Source organism: Flavobacterium cheongpyeongense (assembly GCF_003202435.1).
In the GTDB taxonomy this organism is placed as follows: domain Bacteria; phylum Bacteroidota; class Bacteroidia; order Flavobacteriales; family Flavobacteriaceae; genus Flavobacterium; species Flavobacterium cheongpyeongense.
Window position 1 is genome coordinate 132,874 of the sequence record NZ_QJHK01000009.1, and the last position, 19,389, is coordinate 152,262.

Consider the following 19,389-nt stretch of genomic DNA (forward strand, 5'->3'; position numbering starts at 1 on the left):
ATGCTTAAAACGATTAAGCATTCATTCTGTACCAACATAATACAGCGGTTACAAACCATATTTTTTATAATAAGCACCATCACTTTGCTTCACATCTAAAGAAAACATTAATTTGAAACTCTAAAATCAATTTATAACCGTTTATTCTTCAAATTTCCAATTGGTAAGTAATAAAGCAAACCGACACCTATCAAAAATAATATTAATGAAGCTATAAATGCAGGAATAAGGATTTCTTTATTATTATCCAAAGCATTGTTCAAGGCGGCATATAATAACCAAATTTGAATAGTCACATTTAGTATTAATATAAAAATAATGGTAGAAAGTATCGCATTTAATTTATTCGGATTGGCTTGATTCTGACTAGTTCTAAAAGTACTCATGGTTTTTTATTTTAGGGATTTATCCTAGTTTCTCTTCCAGATTTTCTGATGCTTTTACATAGATGCCATCCTCTTTAAAAAGCACTTCTAATTTAGGCAAAGCTCTGGGCGGGGGCCCCGCGATAACATCTCCGGTTTGAGCGTCAAAAGATCCTTCGTGACATGGACAATGAATAATGCCGGTGCCAGGCTTATAAAAAACAGAGCAGGAAAGATGGGTGCATTTTTGTTCATACGCTTTGAATTCTCCCGTCTCCAGATGAATCAATATATAAGGGATTGTACTTCCTTCGATAACAAAAGCACGTGTACCACCTACAGGCACCTCCTCTTTTTTACATACAAAGTGCTCTCCATCCAGCTCATCTTTTGGAAATAGGTGCGCTTTGGCTGCCACCAGACCACTTCCAACCATTAATCCGCCTGATACTAGTGTGAGGAATTTCGCAAAATCACGACGACTGACATTGGTTGCCTGTTGTTTTTCGATTGGAAAATCTTTTTTCCAATTTTTATTTAAATTATCTTCTTTAGACATGAATTCTAATAAATTATTAATTGATTACTGCCTTTTGGCATCATAATATTAACTTTTGTATTCACTACCTCTTCTCCGAAAAGGAAAGTATTTACTGGTGAACTATTTGGACGCATCTCTTGTATTTCCTCTCTGGTGCCGTAAAACAAAGCCCCACTTGGACAAACCGTAGCACACATAGGTTTTTTGCCCACGCTAGTTCTGTCATAGCACATCGTACATTTCATCATCAAATCGTAGGATTCTTCTTTTTTAGGCACGCCAAATGGACAGGCCATCACACAATTCGAACAACCAATACATCTTTCCGTATTGGCAGTATGAACAATTCCGAATTCGTCTTTTGAAATTGCATCAGCAGGACACACATTTGCACAAACAGGATCGTCACAATGCATACACACCTGTACAGTAGTTTGCACAGTTGATGCCCTATCGACATAATTTACGTGAATTAAAGATTCCTGACCATTGGTTTCGCATTCAGCACAAGCCATTTCACAGGCTTTACAGCCAATGCAACGTTGCATATCTACAAAAAACTCTTCATTTTTATTAAAATTGGTATAATTCATTTTTTGTTTTTTAGATGTTAAACACTAGCATAAGCCATAGATTCGCTAGAAGGTGGTGCTATTTCACGCAATGGTTCCAGATGACAAGCACAAACTTTAAATTCCGGAATTTTAGAAATAGGATCTAATGTTCCGGGAGTTAATTGGTTTGCTGATTTTTTTCCAGACCAGTGGTACGGTATAAAAACCGTATCTTCGCGAATCGTTTCTACAATATTTGCAGGAAAAATTCCTTCACCACGACGGGTTGTAACTTTTATCAATTCCCTCTGTTTGATTCCGTATTGGTACGCTAAATTTGGATGAATTTCCAATAAGGGTTCTGGATACTGATCAACCAATTTTCCAATTCTTCGTGTTTGTGTACCACTCAAATATTGAGAAACCACACGTCCCGTCGTCAAAATTATTGGATAATCGGCATCAGGCACCTCACCTGGAAGTTTGTAAGGCGCTGGATTAAAATGCGCTCTTTCGTCAGCTGTTCTAAATTTTTTATCTTCCCATAAACGCGGTGTTCCCGGATGTCCTATTTCTGGACAAGGCCAAAAAACACCCATTTCGTCTTCAATTCTCTGGTAGGTAATTCCGTAATAATCAGCAGTTCCTCCTTTTGAAGCTACCCGCAATTCGTTAAAAACGGCTTCGCTGCTATCATACGTAAATTTATCCTCCTCTCCTAAACGTTTGGCTAATTCCAAAACAATGGAAGTATCAGTTCTTGCATCTCCCGGAGGAGTAACTGCCTGACGGATTCGGATAACACGCCCTTCGGCTGAAGTGGTGGTCCCTTCTTCTTCCTCCTGTAATGATCCTGCCAAAACAATATCGGCATGACGAGCTGTTTCGTTTAAGAAAAAGTCAATACAAACATAAAATTCTAACTTTTCTAAAGCCTCCCGAACATAATTACTATTGGGCAGGGAAACCAACGGATTGAAACAAATAGACAATAATCCTTTGATTTCCCCACGATGAATGGCTTCAATTATTTCATAAGCCGACAACCCTTTTCCGGGCATATCTTTCTCATTAATACCCCAAACTTCTGAAATATATTTGCGATGTTCCGGATTTTCAATGTCTCTATTCCCTGGTAATTGATCGCATTTATGACCGTGCTCTCTACCTCCCTGTCCATTTCCCTGTCCAGTAATAGTAGCATAACCACAATACGGGCGTCCAATTCTCCCTGTTGCTAAAACTAAATTAATACAACCCAAAACATTATCTACTCCTTTAGAATGATGTTCGATTCCGCGAGCATGAAGTAAAAAACTCGTTTTGGCTTTGCCCCACAATTCGGCAGCTTGTTGAATTTTTTCTTTTTTAATACCTGTAACTTCCTCTGCCCATTCCAAGGTATAGTCTTTTACAGAATCTATCGTTTCCTGAAAACCAGACGTATGATTGTCAATAAAATCGTGATCCAGCATGTCGTGATCCACCAAATATTTTAACATAGCACCATACAAAGCTGAATCTGTCCCAGGACGAACATCCAAATGAAGATCCGCTGTTCTGGCCAACGGAATCATTCTCGGGTCAATCACTATCAGTTTTGCTCCACGGTCTCTGGCTTTCCAAATCCAATGGGTTAAAGTTGGAAAAGTTTCACTTACATTGGCTCCGGCCACAATAATTACTTCAGCATATTCTAAATCAGAATAGTTATTAGAACCCCGGTCGAGGCCAAATGCTTTTTTATTTCCTGCTCCTGCACTTACCATGCACAAACGTCCGTTGTAATCTAAATTTTTAGTTTTCAAAGCTACCCGGGCAAACTTACCCATCAAATAACTTTTTTCATTGGTCAGCGAAACTCCAGAAAGAACTGAGAACGCATCGTTTCCATATTTCTCTTGAATTCTTTTAATTTCAGAAACTGTTTTACCCATGGCATCATCCCAGGTTGTTGGTACAAATCCTTGTCCTTCAACTCTTTTTATCGGTGACAAAAGACGATCAGGATGGTTGTTTTGCAAATAGCGTTGCACCCCTTTAGGACACAATCGTCCTTCGTTGAACGGAAATTCCATCCAGGGTTCAAAGCCCACTACTTTGTTGTCTTTTACCGACAATTGAATACCACACTGCATTCCGCAAAAACAACAATGTGTTTTTACCAATTCATCTGGTTCATCTCTTCCTTCATAACCATCTTTAGGGGTGTAGTTTTTATGAGGACCAAATTGTGTTATAATGTTTTGTTCTGAAACAGGTAATTTTGCCATGTTTTTATATTTTTTCACCGCTAAGGCGCAAAGGCACTAGGGTTTATTTTTAAATTTTAATTAAACTTTAAATTAAAAAATCAACCAAATAAATTTCCGCCTTCTAGTCGTGCTTTCAAGTGGGCTTGTGCTAAACGGGATCTTTTTCCTTCAGGGCTTAAATCTAAATGTGATGTTCCATCCGGCCTGTCAAAATTGAAACCTAATTCTTTAGTTACCGTTTTAAGATCTTTTATATGCAAATTGGTAGCAAATTCTTCTCCTGTGTGCTCACAAACTGCCATTCCCATTTTCATTCCCTGTTTCTTATATATATGTGCCCCAATTTGTGCCGGACGCTGAATGATATGAAAAAACTTTCCGAATGGAATCCAGATTAAGAACATAATTACCGTTACAGCATGCAAAACCGCTAGAAAGTCAAAGGCAAAACCTTTCATAAATTGATAGGAATAGGTTAACCCTAATCCTGTAGCAGAAATGGCAATTAATAAAATAAGAGGTAATAAATCACCTTCAAAAGTTTGAGTAGCAATCAGGCCAGGATTTGTCAACCGTCTTCTTAAATAGTATAATGAACCAAAAATAACCAGGTAAGAAGACCAGTTCAGGGCATGAAAAGTCAGGAAGGCCATAATAGAACCCAATTTAAATTCCATGACCTTGAAACCGAAAAAATGTGCTTCGTAAACCGATATTGAATCGGGGGCCATAGTGAAATGAATCCAACCAAAAGTCAGTGGAATCGTAATTAAAAAAGCGGATGTACAGCCAATGGCGATCAAAAAATGCGCCATCCATCGGTATTTTCCCCGGGGATAAATAAATTTTTGAAATGCAATATTTTCGATGGTTTCTTTTGAAGCAAACCAAAAGTGAGAAAACACTTTTCCCGTAAACAAATAACTTACTCCTCTTTTGAAATAAATCCACGTTGGCGGCCTTTGCAGCCAAACAGAATAGCGGTACACAATACCAAAAAAAGCAAATACTGTCCCAAATAAATACGTAATTAATGCCGCATCAAAATTTTGCAGTTTTCTGGATCCATAAAATACTAATATGATCATTAGCACGGACATGGAAGCGGCAATTAGTAAAGCCTTTATATTGTAGTTTCTATTTTTCATTTTAAATTATCATTACTTCAAGTCACTTTTAAACACTAATTATTAAAGAATAACTGTTAATTTACAAATTACAATCCGAACCAAATACATGAAATAGGTTTCATTTTCTGACTATTTATAAAAACAGCTTTTAAAAATGTTGTACTACTAAAGAGGTTAATTTACAAAAAAAAAGCAAGAGGCTAATCGATTGCAAGATCAATTGATTAATTTCGTTCTAATTTATAATAAAAATTAATAATATTTTATATTCATTGGCTATTCTGAAACATCTTTTCTATCCATATCCTGAGCAAATTCAGGTAGTTTTTCTTTAGTCACTTTTACAATTACACGGTGCATCCAAATCAAACAAATAATAGATAAGACAAAGATAAAGAGCCATGAACTGGTCCAAAAACCAGTAAAAGCAAGCAGGTATCCAAAAACTATTGGACCAATAAATCCTCCCAAACCACCAATCATTCCAACCATTCCTCCTATAACCCCTACCTGATTTGGAAAATATTCAGGAATGTGTTTGTAAACTGCTGCCGAACCAATTCCCCAACAAGTCCCAATTAAAATAACCAAGACAAGATAAACCCACATATTCGCTTCAAAATGAATTTGCGTGATTCCGTCTGCAATTAATTCTTTTTTCTGAACTTTTTGATTTTCTGCTACAACAACTTCCTGCCATGTTTTTTTAGATGGAAAAAACGGATTGTGCTCTGCATTAACATCTTTTGAAGTAACTAAATATTCTTTTTCTCCAATAACTATTTTAGATGGTGAAACTTGTGTAACCGTTCCTGCTTTTGCTGCCATCAAGCCGCTACCGGAAGTAGTAATATTCATTTTTGGAAACAAAAGTAAAAAACTCAACACTACCGAAGTACTCAATACCCAATACATCACTTTTCTTGCTCCAAATTTATCGGATAAAAATCCTCCAAAAGCACGAATAATACCAGCTGGTAAACTAAAACAAGTAGTAAACAGCCCTCCTAAAATTAAAGTTGTATGATAAACATTCATAAAATTAGGCAACAACCATTGGGAAAATGACACAAACGAACCAAACAGCAAAAAGTAATAGGTTCCAAAGCGCCAAACACGCACCTCTTTAAGCGGTTGTAAAAGTTCTTTAACTGTTTTTGCTTTTGCTTCTATTTTTTTAGTTTTCGAAAAAAGAATAAAAACAATACCCATCGTCAACAATACTACACCGTAAATAACAGGCAAATATTTCCACCCATTTACTGGATCTGACTCTGAAAAGTATTTTAGCATACTGGGTGCTATAAAGGGAGTAATAGAAGCTCCTGCAGTACCCATTCCGAAAATTCCTAAGGCACGTCCTTGCCATTCTTTAGGATACCATAGTGAAGTATAGGCCACACCAACAGCAAAACTTGTTCCTACCATTCCGAACATAAAACTCAATAGTGCGAACATCCAAAAATTGGCAGCAAAAGGAAGCAAAAACAATGGAATAGATGCCAAAATCAGCAAAGCAGAATACACCACTCGACCTCCATATTTATCTGTTAAAATACCCATTGGTAACCGCATGAGCGAGCCTGTAAGTATTGGAATTCCCAATAACCATCCGATTTGAACTACATTCCAATCAAATATTTCCTGGTCAACTAAAAAAGTGACTAAAACACCATTTAAAGTCCAACAAGCAAAACAGACTGCAAAAGCAAGTGTGTTTAAAAATAATATTCTGTGTGATTGTGATAAATTGCTCATACTTACTTTAATTAATTCTTAAACAAAGATAAAATAGTCCGTAATCCTAAAACATGATATAAATCATTTATTGTTTTCAAGTCAAAATAACCAGAAAATAAAGATGAAATTAATAAAAATAAGCTATAAAACCCAGTATTTCACAAAATGAAAAAAAACAAATACTAATCCAATCAGCCCATTGGGGTTATGCAAAACTTTCTAGAATATAGCATTTTAGACAGCTTTCAAGTGAATTAAAAATTATTTTTTATGCGAAAAAATCTGAGGATTTACATTAATCATTACCCACGCCCAATTGTTAACGTGATCAACGTGGCCATCTTTCAATCTTTGCATGGTATCGGTAGCAAACATTTGGGAATAACCTCCCGTTACATTCACAAATTTATGCGCTGAATAGCCAAATGTAAAATCGATTTCCGTACCAAGATAGTTCTTCATTTCATTTCCATTAGCATCCAAAACGGTATTCGCAGTATTAAAAGCATGGGGAAATAACGCAAATTGCCATTTGTTGACATTGTATGCAAATTTCAAAAAAGCATCCTTTAAACCAACCGAATTTTTATGATTTCCCACATAGAAATAATCCATATATCCATTAAAGGCATGATTGGTTCCAAAAACAGGATGAAAGGATTTTATTGCTGAACTAGTATTTTCCTGGCTCTTTCCGGAAAGATATTCGTATCCAAAACCAGCTTTAAACTTATCGGTCAGGTCATAATTAAAATTAAGAGCTACGTCAAAAGCATTTACTGTATTAGTTGCATTTTTTCCTGTTTGCCCATAAAACCATAAGTCTACATCCCAGGATTTCCCTTTGGTTTTCCAATACGTTCCAAAAGTCTGCATGTAATCTACTTTCAATTCGGGTGTTGGTGTTGGAACTGGATCTGTTAATTTATTTTCATAACCTGTATTTAAAAACAAGAAACTCATATTTATTTTCAATAACTCAGTATGGTACCAAGCATATTGCATCGATTTGTAATTTAGCACGTTATAAGGTGTTGCAAGTTCGGTTTCAGCATTTGCATTATATGCAATCGCTACATCCAGATGGTTTTTGTTACTTTTAAAAGTTGTTATCGCAGCATCGTGACTTTGCGCTTGTTGTGCCCAATCGACTTCACCAAAAATGCGTTGATTGTCATACGAAATCACCTGACGGCCTAAACGCGCACTCCATTTTTCACTAAAGTTATATTGCACCCAGGCTTCATATAACTGAATCCCGTTTACATCTGATTTGGTATTTGTGGGTACATCTCCCCAAACACGAACATTTTGCATACTAAGTCTGGTAATAAATTGATCTTGCCTGAAGTTCAGATTCAAACGAGTTCTGGATGAAACAAATTGAGCTGCCGTTTCTCCATAAGGAATTGGGGCTTTATAGCCATTTCTAAACTCATAACGAGGTCTGATCTGTAAATTTGCATCCAGTTCCTGAGCAAAAGCAATACTGCTGAACACTGGTAAAAGTGTTATAACAATAATTTTCAAGATTTTCATTTTGTAAGTTTTAAGGAATAAGTTTACTCTATCTTTTCAGCTTCTTCAGTAATTTTTTTAATCGTTGCCTCAGAATTTACACCCAAACCTTCTTGCTGAAATGTTAATTCCCCTTCGGCATTAAAAACACTTATTATGTTTGAATGCGAAAAATCTAAAGGAGCAATTTTCTTGTAGTTGACTGCCAAAACCGCTGCAAACTCTCGGGTATTTTCTTCTGTGGATCTCAAAAAATCCCATTGTCCTCCATCCATTTTATTAGCAATAGCAAATTCTTTTAATCGTGCCGGAGTATCAACTTCCGGATCTATGCTTACCAATAGGAACTTTACATCGGGTTTGATGTTCTCAGACAAACGAGATTCTATATTTCGCATATCGGCCACTAATCTGGGACAAGCTGCCTTGCAGGAAGTATAAATCATTACCATAACGAGCACTTTGCCTTTTAAATCCTTCATTTCAAGATTTTGCCCATTTTGATTGGTCCATTTTGAAGGCAGATTGTATATGGATAAATCTGAAATCGGTTTATCTTCGGATTTTTTATTAGTATTACATCCCTGTAAAACTAAAAGGACTAATGTTAATCCCAGGAACAGTTTTTTCATTTTTTTATATAAATAGTTTAGAACCTATTTTAAATCTTTGGCACAGCGAAAACCTAAGTTTTTGGTGGTATAATTTGCTTTCAGGCTGCTTCTGAAAGCATAGCGCATAAAAGCCGCATAATCCATTAAATCGGTGGCATTTACGGATCCGCTGCCGCAAAAAAGATTCTTATCTGTAGCTTTATCTTTTCGGGACTCCCCTGACAGAAAGATACTATTGAAATCGCCTGTCCATTCCCACACCAAACCGTGCATGTCATAAACCCCCCAGTAATTCCTGAAGGTTTGACCTACAGGGTTTAAATAGGTTTTTGGCTTCTCATACCACGACAAAATGTATTTATTGAATTCTTTTTTAGAACGGGCATCAATACGTTTTTCATCGGCCATGGCTACATATTCCCATTCGTCCATTGTTGGCAGTCTTTTGCCTTGACATTCGCAATATTTTTTGGCAGCAAACCAGGAAACATTGGTAACCGGGGCATTGTTTAAATTCTTTAAACCATAATCGAAATCACTTGTCCATTGTGCCAGATAACTTTTATCTGCAAAAATACCTTTGATTTTAGAACGACTATACTCTGGGTATTTTTTGATAAAAGCAAGAAATTGTATATTGGTAACTGGATACACATCAATAGTAAAAGAAGGTATTTTGACCGGTTTTTCAGAAGTAGCACCATAAAGGGGAACAAAACTGCCGCCTTTTATGGATGCCATTTTTTCTTCTTGAGCAAAAAGAGAACTTACACAGAATATAAATAGGATTGATATTGTTTTAAATACTGCCATCTGTTACTTTTTTTGATTTATTCTAATGTTCCTGGGCTACTTTTGGAGCAGGTTTGGCTCTAACAGCTTTTACTTTTGCCGGAGTTATTACTGTTTTATTATTGCCCCAACTGTTGTATATGTATGTCAGAACATCAGCAGCTTGCTCGTCAGTTAGGTTCTGACTGGTCATCACGTTATTGAATTTCTTGCCATTAACGGTGATCTCTCCACTTAATCCGTGCAATACCGCGCCAATAGCTCTATCTGGATTCGCATTCAGGTAATCTGATTTTGCCAATGGAGGAAAAGCATTCGGAATACCTTGCCCTTCAGATTGGTGACAGGCATAACAGGTACGGTCAAATAATTCTTTACCGGCTTTAATTTGTTCAGGAACAGTTTTTGCAACAGTAGTTTTAGGAACTGCTTTGCCTTTTGGCATACCTTGAATTGTCCCACCTTCTGGTAAATATATTCCATCTTGTATGGTTCCAGAATACAATTTTTTATTTTCCTCGCCTTCAACTTTCAGCATTCCAAGTGCTCCTTTATTAAAGGCTCTAAAAATCGAGTGGTCTACCAGTATAAAAGTTCCCGGAACATCTACTTTAAACTCCACAATGGCCGAACCACCTGCAGGTATTAAGGTAGTTTGTACGTTTTCGTTGATCATATCCCCTCCTTCAATATGCACTTTGTCGAAAATTTCTCCAATAACATGGAAAGATGACACCAAATTAGGACCTCCATTCCCCATATAAATACGGACAGTTTCACCAACTTTGGCCGTTAAAGACTTATCTCCGGCGAGAGCTCCAACTTTCCCATTGAAGACCACATAATCAGCTTGTTCCTTAATGGCTTTATCCATATCAAAAGGTTGAGAACCTTGTTCCCCATAACTGCCCTTGGTGTAAAAATCACCTTGCATGATGTAATATTCTTTATCAACTGGTGGCAAGCCTCCTTCTGGTTCAACCAAAATCAACCCATACATTCCGTTAGCAATATGCATTCCAACTGGTGCTGTAGCACAATGATACACGTATAAACCGGGATTTAAGGTTTTGAAACTAAACACTTTTTCGTGACCTGGGGCAACCAACGATGAGGTTGCTCCTCCTCCTGGTCCGGTTACCGCGTGTAAATCAATATTGTGAGGCATTTTGTTATCCGGATGGTTTTTTAGGTGAAATTCTACTTCATCACCCACTCTGGTTCTGATAAAACTTCCGGGAACAGAACCCCCAAAAGTCCAATAAGTATATTTTACACCATCTACCATTTCTCCTTCAATTTCCTTAATTTCCATATTGACCACTAATTTTGTAGCTTCACGGTCTCCTACTGCTTTCGGAACAAACGGAGGCGCCGTGAGTTCGGCAGTTTGCTGCCCTTTGGCCTCAATATTTTGATAATTTTTTGCTTCATCGCTTCCTCTTTTGCAAGAAAAAAATCCGACTAAAACAAGCAACATTATAAAAAACCCCCTTATTTGTCTGTTTAATTTAACACTGGTTTTCATATTATTTTGGTTTGAAATTTATAGTGTAAAAATAAAGGATAAAAATATCCTTTATTATGATATTTGTCATATTCACTATTTTTAAAAAACTCCAAAAGAAAAGATATTTACAGCTGACTATTTTCCTTTAAAAATAAAAATGGTTAAGGTCACTTTAAAAAAATATTTAAAAAAATGCAGTCTTATGATTTAAATCATATTCTGCATTTTATAATTATACGAATTTTACAATATCAAATAATACATTAAATAATAATAAGACAACTGGATAACAAAATAAATGATGAAGTGTGTTTAATTAAAAGACAAAATACTCTTTTATTAAGATCATCATCGTTTAATCATTTACAAATTATAATCTAAATAAAAATTATGGAAACTTTAGAACAAATTACAATCGGAGAATACGTGGCAAAAGATTTTAGAACAGCAGCCTTGTTCTCAAAATACGGAATAGATTTTTGCTGTAACGGAAACAGAAGCATTGAAGAAGCCTGCCAGAAAAAAGCAGTGACTGCAGATGTTTTATTACAGGAAATTGAAACAGTTCTATCATCAAAAAGCGATTCAGGAATTGATTACAATGCCTGGCCGATTGATTTATTGGCTGATTATATTGAAAAAACGCATCACAGATATGTATCAGTAAAAACACCAATACTGCTGCAGTTTTTAGATAAGCTCAGCAGAGTGCATGGCGCAAAACATCCTGAACTATTATTAATAAATGAGCTTTTTAAAGGCTGCGCAGGAGAATTGGCACAACATATGAAAAAAGAAGAGCTGATTTTGTTCCCATTTATAAAAAAAATGGTTCATGCTACTCTATCTGATGAATTAATTGAGCTGCCTCATTTTGAAACAATTCAAAATCCAATTGCTATGATGATGCACGAGCACGACGCCGAAGGTGTCCGTTTTAGAAAAATAGCAGAATTAACTAACAATTATACACCGCCAGCCGATGGCTGTAATACTTATAAAGTTACGTTTGCAATGCTAGAAGAATTTGAGCAGGATTTGCATAAACACATTCATTTGGAGAATAATATTTTATTTCCAAAAGCTGCCAAACTTGAAAAAGACTTTACAGCTCAATAATAAGTAGCTTTCAATCACTAAGAACCAACAACTATGGAAAATTATGTCATCAAAAGAAATGGAAAGTATCAGCCATTTGAAAGTTATAAGATCAAAGATGCAATTGAAAAAACTTTTCAGAGTGTCTCTATAGCTGTTGATGAAAGTGTTTTTGAAAGTGTGGCTATACAACTCGAAAACAAAGAAGTATGGTCTGTTGAAGAAATTCAGGATGTAATCGAAAAAAAATTATTCGATAAAAACCATTTTGATGCCATGCGCTCCTTTATGCTATACCGACACACCAGAAAGCTGCAACGCGAACATCTTGAAGGATTGAATGATGATACAACTTATGTCGACAGCACCCAAACGATTGAAGAATACATACAACAAACAGATTGGCGGATCAACGCCAACGCCAACACCTCTTATTCGAACGCAGGATTGGTTAGCAATGTAGCAGGAAAAGTTATCGCAAATTATTGGCTGGATAAAGTGTATTCTAAAGAAGAAGGCTATGCACACCGCAATGGTGATATTCACATTCACGATTTGGATTGCCTCACGGGCTATTGTGCGGGTTGGAGTTTGCGTGTATTGTTAAATGAAGGTTTCAATGGAGTCAGAGGCCGGGTGGAAAGCAAACCGCCATCTCATTTTAGGGAAGCTTTAGGACAGATGGCAAATTTTCTGGGGATTTTGCAAAGCGAATGGGCAGGTGCACAAGCCTTTAGTTCTTTTGACACCTATTTGGCTCCTTATGTATTCAAAGACGATCTCCTTTATGATGACGTTTTAAAAGCGGTACGAAGTTTTGTGTACAACCTGAATGTTCCCGCACGCTGGGGACAATCTCCCTTTACTAATATCACTTTAGACTGGGTTGTTCCTGAGGATTTAAAAGCACAAATTCCGACTAAAAATGATTGTCATATTTTTGAAAAGAACAATAGTACAGACCTATTGACAAGGGCTAAAAGCAGAGGAGTTTCTGAAGTTACTAATTTACGATACGAGCATTTTCAAAAAGAAATGAATCTAATCAATAAAGCGTATTATACCGTAATGACAGAAGGTGATGCCAATGGGCAGCCCTTTACCTTCCCTATTCCAACGGTTAATATTACCGAAGAATTTGACTGGGATGGAGAGAACACAAACCTGCTTTTTGAAAACACAGCGAAAATTGGTTCTTCTTATTTTCAAAATTTCATTGGAAGCCAATATGTTTTGGACGAAAATGGCAATCAAATAGAAAATGAAAATGCCTACAAGCCCAATGCTGTTCGCAGTATGTGCTGCCGTTTGCAACTCGATTTGCGCGAACTACTAAAACGTGGAAACGGACTTTTTGGAAGCGCTGAAATGACAGGAAGTATTGGCGTGGTAACTATTAATATGGCTCGTTTAGGTTATTTATTCAAAGGAAACAAAGCAGCTTTATTTCAACAATTGGACAAGCTTTTATTGATTTCCAAATCAACTTTAGAGAAAAAAAGAACTTTTATTCAGGGAATGTACGATCGTGGATTGTATCCCTACACCAAACGGTATTTACAACATTTCAGAAATCACTTTTCAACTATTGGTGTAAACGGAATGAACGAAATGATACAGAATTTTACCCATAATGAAGACGACATAACTTCTGAAACTGGTATTGAACTTGCTTCTGAAATTCTGGAACACATCCGGGACAGAATGAAGCAGTATCAGGAAGAAACTGGAAATCTTTATAATTTAGAAGCCACTCCGGCAGAAGGAACCACATACCGATTTGCCAAAGAGGATAAAAAACGTTTTGACGATATTATTCAGGCGGGAGCAGAAAAAAATATTTACTACACAAATAGTTCCCAAATCCCTGTCGATTTTACCCAGGACCCATTTGAAGCGTTGATGCTACAAGATCAATTGCAATGCAAATATACCGGTGGAACCGTTTTGCATTTATATATGAGCGAGAGAATCAGCTCACCTGAAGCTTGCAAAAATTTTGTAAAAAAAGTGATTACTAATTTTAAATTGCCTTACATCACAGTCACACCTGTATTTAGTGTTTGCCCTGTTCATGGTTATCTGAACGGAGAGCATGAATATTGCCCAAAATGTGATGAAATTATTATTGAAGAAAAAACAAAGCTTATAGAGATTTGAAAAAAACCACACCGCAATTTTTACACAATTCATAACTAAAAAACAACAAATATGAAACTAACAACCAACGCGATTTTAGTACAAAATCAAGAATTACGTACCAAATGCTTGGTGTACACAAGAGTAATGGGCTACCATAGACCCGTAGAAAGTTTTAATATCGGAAAAAAAGGCGAACACAAACAGCGAACCCATTTCAATGAAGCAAAATGTTAGTGCCCCTATTTACAGTATTACACCGTTTACTTTATTAGATTATCCGCACCAATCAGCTTGCATTTTTTGGTTTGCAGGCTGTAATATGCGGTGTTTGTATTGCTATAATCCAGAAATTGTATACGGAAAAGGACATATTACTTTTGATAAAGCACTTCAATTCCTCAAAAGCAGGGTTAATCTATTGGATGCCGTAGTTTTTAGCGGTGGCGAATGTCTGTTACATAAAAAGGCTGTTTTGTTTATTACAGAAGTCAAAAAAATGGGTTTTTTGATCAAAATTGACACCAATGGCTCACAGCCGGATATACTGGAAGAACTGATTCAAAAAGAACTCATTAATTATGTAGCACTTGATTTTAAAGCAATGCCTGCGAAATTTGCAAAGATAACCCAATCAAAACTTTTCATTCCCTTTGCAAAATCATTACTTTTATTGCTTCATCATACAGTACCTTTTGAAGTTCGTACAACAGTGCACTCTGGTTTATTAAACAAAGGAGATATCCAGGAAATGGTGTTTTTTCTGGAAAATTTGGGATATTCAGGAAATTATTACATTCAGCATTTTGTTAATGGATCCTCGACAATAGAAAAACTTGGTCATTCTTTTAAAGAATTGGATAACCAAAATCTTGGTACAGAAAAAATTAAAATTCATTTTAGAGGATAGTAATCTATTTTTTTAAATCAATCAATAAATTTTAATCAAATGAAATCAACTACGGCCATCAAAAGAGCTCCGGAACTAAGACCTTTAAGCCACGACCACCATCATGGTCTGCTACTTTGCTGGAAAATTAAAACTGGAATGGCGAAAAATATTGACCTGCAGCGCATCAAAAAATACGTCGATTGGTTTTATGAGATTTACTTAAAGACGCATTTTGAACTGGAGGAAAAATACGTTTTCACGATCTTAGAAGCAGATAACACCCTCATTGAGCAGGCTTTGAAAGAACACAAAACGTTAAACGAATTATTTGAAAGTACTTCGGATCTGGAAATAAATTTAAAAAGAATCGAAAAAGAGTTAGACTCTCATATCCGTTTTGAAGAGCGTGTTTTATTTGCTGAAATTCAAAAAGCAGCCACAAAAGAACAATTAAAAAAAATAGAAGAAATACATTCAAAGGAAGCTTTTATAGAAAATGAAGATGCTGATTTTTGGAGCTAAAATTTAACAAAATGAAAAAAATAAAACTAGTATTATTTTTATTGGTCATTGTATCTATCGGATCATGCCAAAAAAACAAAGAAGATCAAACATCTAAAGAAACAAATGAAATAAATTCAGTTTCGGAAAAAAATACCGAAACAGCCGCGGAAGTGAGTCTGAACAAAGGACAATTATGGGAAGCCAACCCAGAAACTACTGAAGGGATTACTACTTTACAAAAAATAATTCTGGAATCAGGCGAAGAAGAAAGCGCATTGATTTTGAAAGAGAAACTGAAATCTGAGTTTGCCATGATTTTTAAAAAATGTACAATGAAAGGTGAAGCCCACAATCAGTTACACAACTATTTGATTCCGTTAAAATTAAAAATTGATAATCTTGAGGATTCCAATAAAGCTCTAATTAAGAAAGAAATTATTGCTTATTTAGAAGAATATAAGCTATTTTTTATTTAATGCACAAAACACTTTTAAGCATCAAGAATTAAATCCTTTATAAAATCATGAAGAAGAGTTGGTTACTCTGTATTTTTTCTAATTTTTTCATCGCTTCATTGATGGGACTGTTGCTTCGATGGATGTATGTTGCACCGATCACCGGAGTCAATTTTCAGTTTTTAATGCACGGCCATTCACACGTGGCGATATTAGGCTGGGTCTATATGATGTTGTACTGTTTGATTTTTCATTTTTTTGTTCCAAAAGAAAAACAGCAAAAACCCATCTACAACCAATTATTTTGGATAACAGAACTGGCTGTAGTCGGAATGATGGTTGATTTTCCGGCGCAAGGATATGCTTTTGCTTCTATTCTTTTTTCGACTTTGCATATTTTTTGCAGCTACTATTTTTGTTATTTAATTATAAAGGATGCCAATCCAACAACTCTGGCTGAAAAAAAGCTGCTTCGTACGTCGTTGTTTTTCATGATTTTTTCTACTTTGGGTGTCTGGTGCCTTGGTCCTGCAGTTTCATTGTTAGGTAAAGCAAGCGCTTTTTATCAAATAGCGATTCAGTTTTTTCTTCATTTTCAATTTAATGGCTGGTTTCTGTTTGCCATTTTGGCTTTGTTTTTCAAACAGGCAATACTTATGATTGAAGCTAAAAAATTCAGGATATTTTATAATTTATTTGTTGCTTCTACTTTTTTAACATTGGCTTTGCCGGTAAGTTGGTATTTGCCTAACCCGGTTTTTTATTGGTTAAATGCTCTTGGAGTAATGCTTCAGCTATATGCTGCGGTACTTTTTATACAATTTATCCGCCCGCAGTTTCAATCCTTTTTTGCTGCTTTACCAACGATCACAAAAATAGTTTATGGTTTTGCTTTGTTTTCATTGGCTTTAAAAGTCGTTATTCAACTGGTGGTTTTGCTTCCGGAATTTGCACAGGTATCCCATCAGATTCGTAATTTTGTCATTGGATACATTCACTTGACTATGTTGGGAATTATTACAGGTTTCCTGTTTGGATTTGCATTACAAAATGATTTTTTAAATTCGAGAAACCGTATTCAAACATGGGGAATCGCAATTTTTTTATTCGGATTTTTTACAACTGAAATTCTTTTGTTTCTTCAGGGCATTTGGTTTTTCTTGGGTAAAGGAAGTTTACCGAATTATTATCAAAATCTAACCTTATACAGTATTTTTATGCCAGCAGGCCTTATAATGCTATCTGTTGAAATTTTGAAACTAAAACCTAAAACCATATGAGCCACCATTTATTGTTAATCATCCATCTTTTGAGTGCCGCCATTTGGGTTGGTGGTCATTTGTTGCTTGTCTTTGGTTTTTTGCCACAAGCATTAAAAGAAAAAAATCAGATTATAATTCTCGATTATGAAAGAAAGTATGAACCTGTTGGCATGACTGCTCTGGTTTTGCTGGTCATTACCGGAATTTTAATGGCCTATAAATATGGTGTTAGCATCGAATATTGGTTTCAGTTCGAGACACCTATAGAAAAAGTTGTTTCAACAAAATTAGCTCTGTTATTATTGACGGTTCTTTTTGCTTTGAGTGCTCAATTTAGAGTGCTGCCAAAACTTGAAAAAAATGCTGAGAAGTTGCCTGAAATGACCTTTCATATTCTATCAGTTACCATAATTGGGGTTTTGATGGTTGTTTTTGGATCTTTTGTGCGTTATGGCGGGCTTTGATTTATATGATTTATACATTACAAAAAAAAGATTATGTTCTCTAAAACATGTGAATATGGCATTCGTGCAGCTATTTTTATTGCTTTTCAATCCTATCAGGACAATCGCATCGGCTTGAAAGAAATTGCCAAAAAAATCGATTCTCCGGAGGCTTTTACAGCCAAAATTCTTCAAATCCTATCGAGAGACAATATTATTAAATCTATAAAAGGAGTGGGCGGTGGTTTTGAAATTTCCAAAGAGAATATGAAAGAAATTACATTAGCGCAAATAGTTAATTCTTTGGATGGCGATCGCATTTTGACCGGTTGCGCATTAGGATTAAGTAATTGTTCTGAAGACCATCCTTGTCCGATGCACGATAAATTTATATCTATTCGGAAAGAATTGGTTTTCACGCTTGAAAATACAAATCTGGAAGAATTGGCTTTGGGTATTAAATCGGGAGACACCTTCCTTAGGTATTAATTTTAGTGTCATAATGAAAGTTTTGTTTGATTGGATTTTCCGAAAACGAACAAAACTTAATTTTCAAAAAACTTACCGATTTTAAAAACCCAACATACGTATCAGCATCAACTCATTTGTTTTAAAACAAATGAGAATAATTAAAAATAATTTAATAATGAAAAACCTTAAAGAGCGAATACTGAAACTAAAAAAAGAGAAGAATGCAGTTATTCTGGCACATTACTATCAGGAATCGGATATTCAGGATGTTTCAGATTATGTGGGTGACAGCCTGGGATTGTCACAAGAAGCAATGCAGGTGCATGCTGATATAATTGTTTTTGCAGGGGTGCATTTTATGGCTGAGACTGCAAAAATTTTGAATCCGTCCAAAAAAGTAATTCTTCCCGATTTGAATGCAGGCTGCTCATTGGCTGAATCTTGTCCTGCCAATTTATTTCAACAATTTACCCAAGCCCATCCAGACCACATTGTTATTACATATGTGAATTGTTCTGCAGAGGTTAAAGCTTTAACTGACATTGTGGTAACTTCTTCTAATGCAGTTAAAATCGTAAATTCTATACCAAAAGACAAACCCATTATTTTTGCTCCCGATAAAAATTTGGGAAAATATGTAATGGAACAAACAGGCAGGGAAATGTTGCTTTGGGACGGTGCATGTGTGGTTCATGAAGCATTTTCATTTGATAAATTAATTGAATTGTACAAACGAAATCCAGATGCGCAAATTATTGCCCATCCTGAATCTGAAACCCATATTTTAAAAACAGCCAGCTATATTGGTTCGACAGCAGGAATGATTGAATATGTTAAAACCAATCCGGGCAACAAATTTATTGTGGCTACAGAAGTGGGAATCCTTCATAAGATGAAACTGGAAGTTCCTGATAAGATATTGATACCGGCACCTTCAAACGAAGACAACACTTGTGCCTGCAGCCAATGTGGGTACATGAAAGTAAATACGTTACAAAAATTATACGACTGTTTGCTTAATGAAACGCCTGAAATTAAAGTTCCTGCTGATATAATGAAAAAAGCGTTTGTCCCTATTGAAAGAATGCTGGAATTATCCAGATGAT

Annotated in this window: 18 protein-coding genes and 1 pseudogene; 9 read left to right on the plus strand and 10 right to left on the minus strand. The window is 35.8% G+C overall.

Annotated elements, in window-relative coordinates:
• Positions 1-131: 131 nt before the first annotated feature.
• The 10 genes from DMB65_RS11970 to nirK all read right to left on the minus strand — a co-directional run bounded on the left by DMB65_RS11970 (position 132) and on the right by nirK (position 11,037).
• Positions 132-386, minus strand: a complete 255-nt coding sequence (locus DMB65_RS11970; RefSeq protein WP_110306879.1) for a DUF6755 family protein — start codon at positions 384-386, stop codon at positions 132-134.
• 19 nt (positions 387-405) lie between these two features.
• Positions 406-924: a Rieske (2Fe-2S) protein gene (locus tag DMB65_RS11975; protein WP_110306880.1), complete on the minus strand. Its 519-nt coding sequence runs from the start codon at positions 922-924 to the stop codon at positions 406-408.
• A 5-nt stretch (positions 925-929) separates the two neighbouring features.
• On the minus strand, positions 930-1,499 hold the full coding sequence (locus DMB65_RS11980; RefSeq protein ID WP_056205550.1) for a 4Fe-4S dicluster domain-containing protein: 570 nt from the start codon (positions 1,497-1,499) through the stop codon (positions 930-932).
• A gap of 17 nt (positions 1,500-1,516) precedes the next feature.
• A complete protein-coding gene (locus DMB65_RS11985) occupies positions 1,517-3,733 on the minus strand; it encodes a molybdopterin oxidoreductase family protein (protein ID WP_110306881.1) in 2,217 nt (738 codons plus the stop codon).
• Positions 3,734-3,813: 80 nt separating this feature from the next.
• Positions 3,814-4,863 carry an MFS transporter gene (locus tag DMB65_RS11990; RefSeq protein ID WP_110306882.1) on the minus strand — a complete coding sequence of 350 codons (1,050 nt, stop codon included), beginning with the start codon at positions 4,861-4,863 and terminating at the stop codon, positions 3,814-3,816.
• A 258-nt stretch (positions 4,864-5,121) separates the two neighbouring features.
• Positions 5,122-6,603: an MFS transporter gene (locus DMB65_RS11995; protein ID WP_110306883.1), complete on the minus strand. Its 1,482-nt coding sequence runs from the start codon at positions 6,601-6,603 to the stop codon at positions 5,122-5,124.
• A 243-nt stretch (positions 6,604-6,846) separates the two neighbouring features.
• Positions 6,847-8,124 (minus strand): alginate export family protein, encoded by a 1,278-nt coding sequence (locus DMB65_RS12000; protein ID WP_110306884.1) that lies wholly within the window; start codon positions 8,122-8,124, stop codon positions 6,847-6,849.
• A 23-nt stretch (positions 8,125-8,147) separates the two neighbouring features.
• Positions 8,148-8,735: an SCO family protein gene (locus tag DMB65_RS12005; RefSeq protein ID WP_110306885.1), complete on the minus strand. Its 588-nt coding sequence runs from the start codon at positions 8,733-8,735 to the stop codon at positions 8,148-8,150.
• Between the two features lie 24 nt (positions 8,736-8,759).
• Positions 8,760-9,458: a formylglycine-generating enzyme family protein gene (locus DMB65_RS12010; RefSeq protein ID WP_394336109.1), complete on the minus strand. Its 699-nt coding sequence runs from the start codon at positions 9,456-9,458 to the stop codon at positions 8,760-8,762.
• A gap of 94 nt (positions 9,459-9,552) precedes the next feature.
• On the minus strand, positions 9,553-11,037 hold the full coding sequence (gene nirK / locus DMB65_RS12015) for a copper-containing nitrite reductase (protein ID WP_110306887.1): 1,485 nt from the start codon (positions 11,035-11,037) through the stop codon (positions 9,553-9,555).
• 372 nt (positions 11,038-11,409) lie between these two features.
• Between nirK and ric the strand changes: the two genes are divergently transcribed.
• The 9 genes and pseudogenes from ric to nadA all read left to right on the plus strand — a co-directional run bounded on the left by ric (position 11,410) and on the right by nadA (position 19,388).
• The gene (gene ric / locus DMB65_RS12020) at positions 11,410-12,138 is read left to right on the plus strand and encodes an iron-sulfur cluster repair di-iron protein (protein ID WP_110306888.1); all 729 of its coding nucleotides are present in this window, start codon (positions 11,410-11,412) and stop codon (positions 12,136-12,138) included.
• Between the two features lie 33 nt (positions 12,139-12,171).
• Positions 12,172-14,493: pseudogene (locus tag DMB65_RS12025) on the plus strand (ribonucleoside triphosphate reductase).
• A complete protein-coding gene (locus DMB65_RS12035; RefSeq protein ID WP_110306891.1) occupies positions 14,477-15,166 on the plus strand; it encodes an anaerobic ribonucleoside-triphosphate reductase activating protein in 690 nt (229 codons plus the stop codon). The pseudogene DMB65_RS12025 and the gene DMB65_RS12035 overlap by 17 nt, the downstream one beginning before the upstream one ends.
• A 39-nt stretch (positions 15,167-15,205) precedes the next feature.
• On the plus strand, positions 15,206-15,670 hold the full coding sequence (locus tag DMB65_RS12040; RefSeq protein ID WP_110306892.1) for a hemerythrin domain-containing protein: 465 nt from the start codon (positions 15,206-15,208) through the stop codon (positions 15,668-15,670).
• 11 nt (positions 15,671-15,681) lie between these two features.
• Positions 15,682-16,128 carry a hypothetical protein gene (locus DMB65_RS12045; RefSeq protein WP_110306893.1) on the plus strand — a complete coding sequence of 149 codons (447 nt, stop codon included), beginning with the start codon at positions 15,682-15,684 and terminating at the stop codon, positions 16,126-16,128.
• 47 nt (positions 16,129-16,175) lie between these two features.
• On the plus strand, positions 16,176-17,387 hold the full coding sequence (locus tag DMB65_RS12050; RefSeq protein WP_110306894.1) for a hypothetical protein: 1,212 nt from the start codon (positions 16,176-16,178) through the stop codon (positions 17,385-17,387).
• Positions 17,384-17,833, plus strand: coding sequence for a CopD family protein (locus DMB65_RS12055; RefSeq protein ID WP_110306895.1), 450 nt, complete (start codon positions 17,384-17,386; stop codon positions 17,831-17,833). Before DMB65_RS12050 ends, DMB65_RS12055 begins: the two co-directional genes overlap by 4 nt.
• Positions 17,834-17,866: 33 nt before the next feature.
• Complete coding sequence (locus DMB65_RS12060; protein ID WP_110306896.1) at positions 17,867-18,301, plus strand: RrF2 family transcriptional regulator; 435 nt, start codon at positions 17,867-17,869, stop codon at positions 18,299-18,301.
• A 157-nt stretch (positions 18,302-18,458) separates the two neighbouring features.
• Positions 18,459-19,388, plus strand: a complete 930-nt coding sequence (nadA, locus tag DMB65_RS12065; protein WP_110306897.1) for a quinolinate synthase NadA — start codon at positions 18,459-18,461, stop codon at positions 19,386-19,388.
• The last annotated feature ends 1 nt before the right edge of the window (position 19,389 follow it).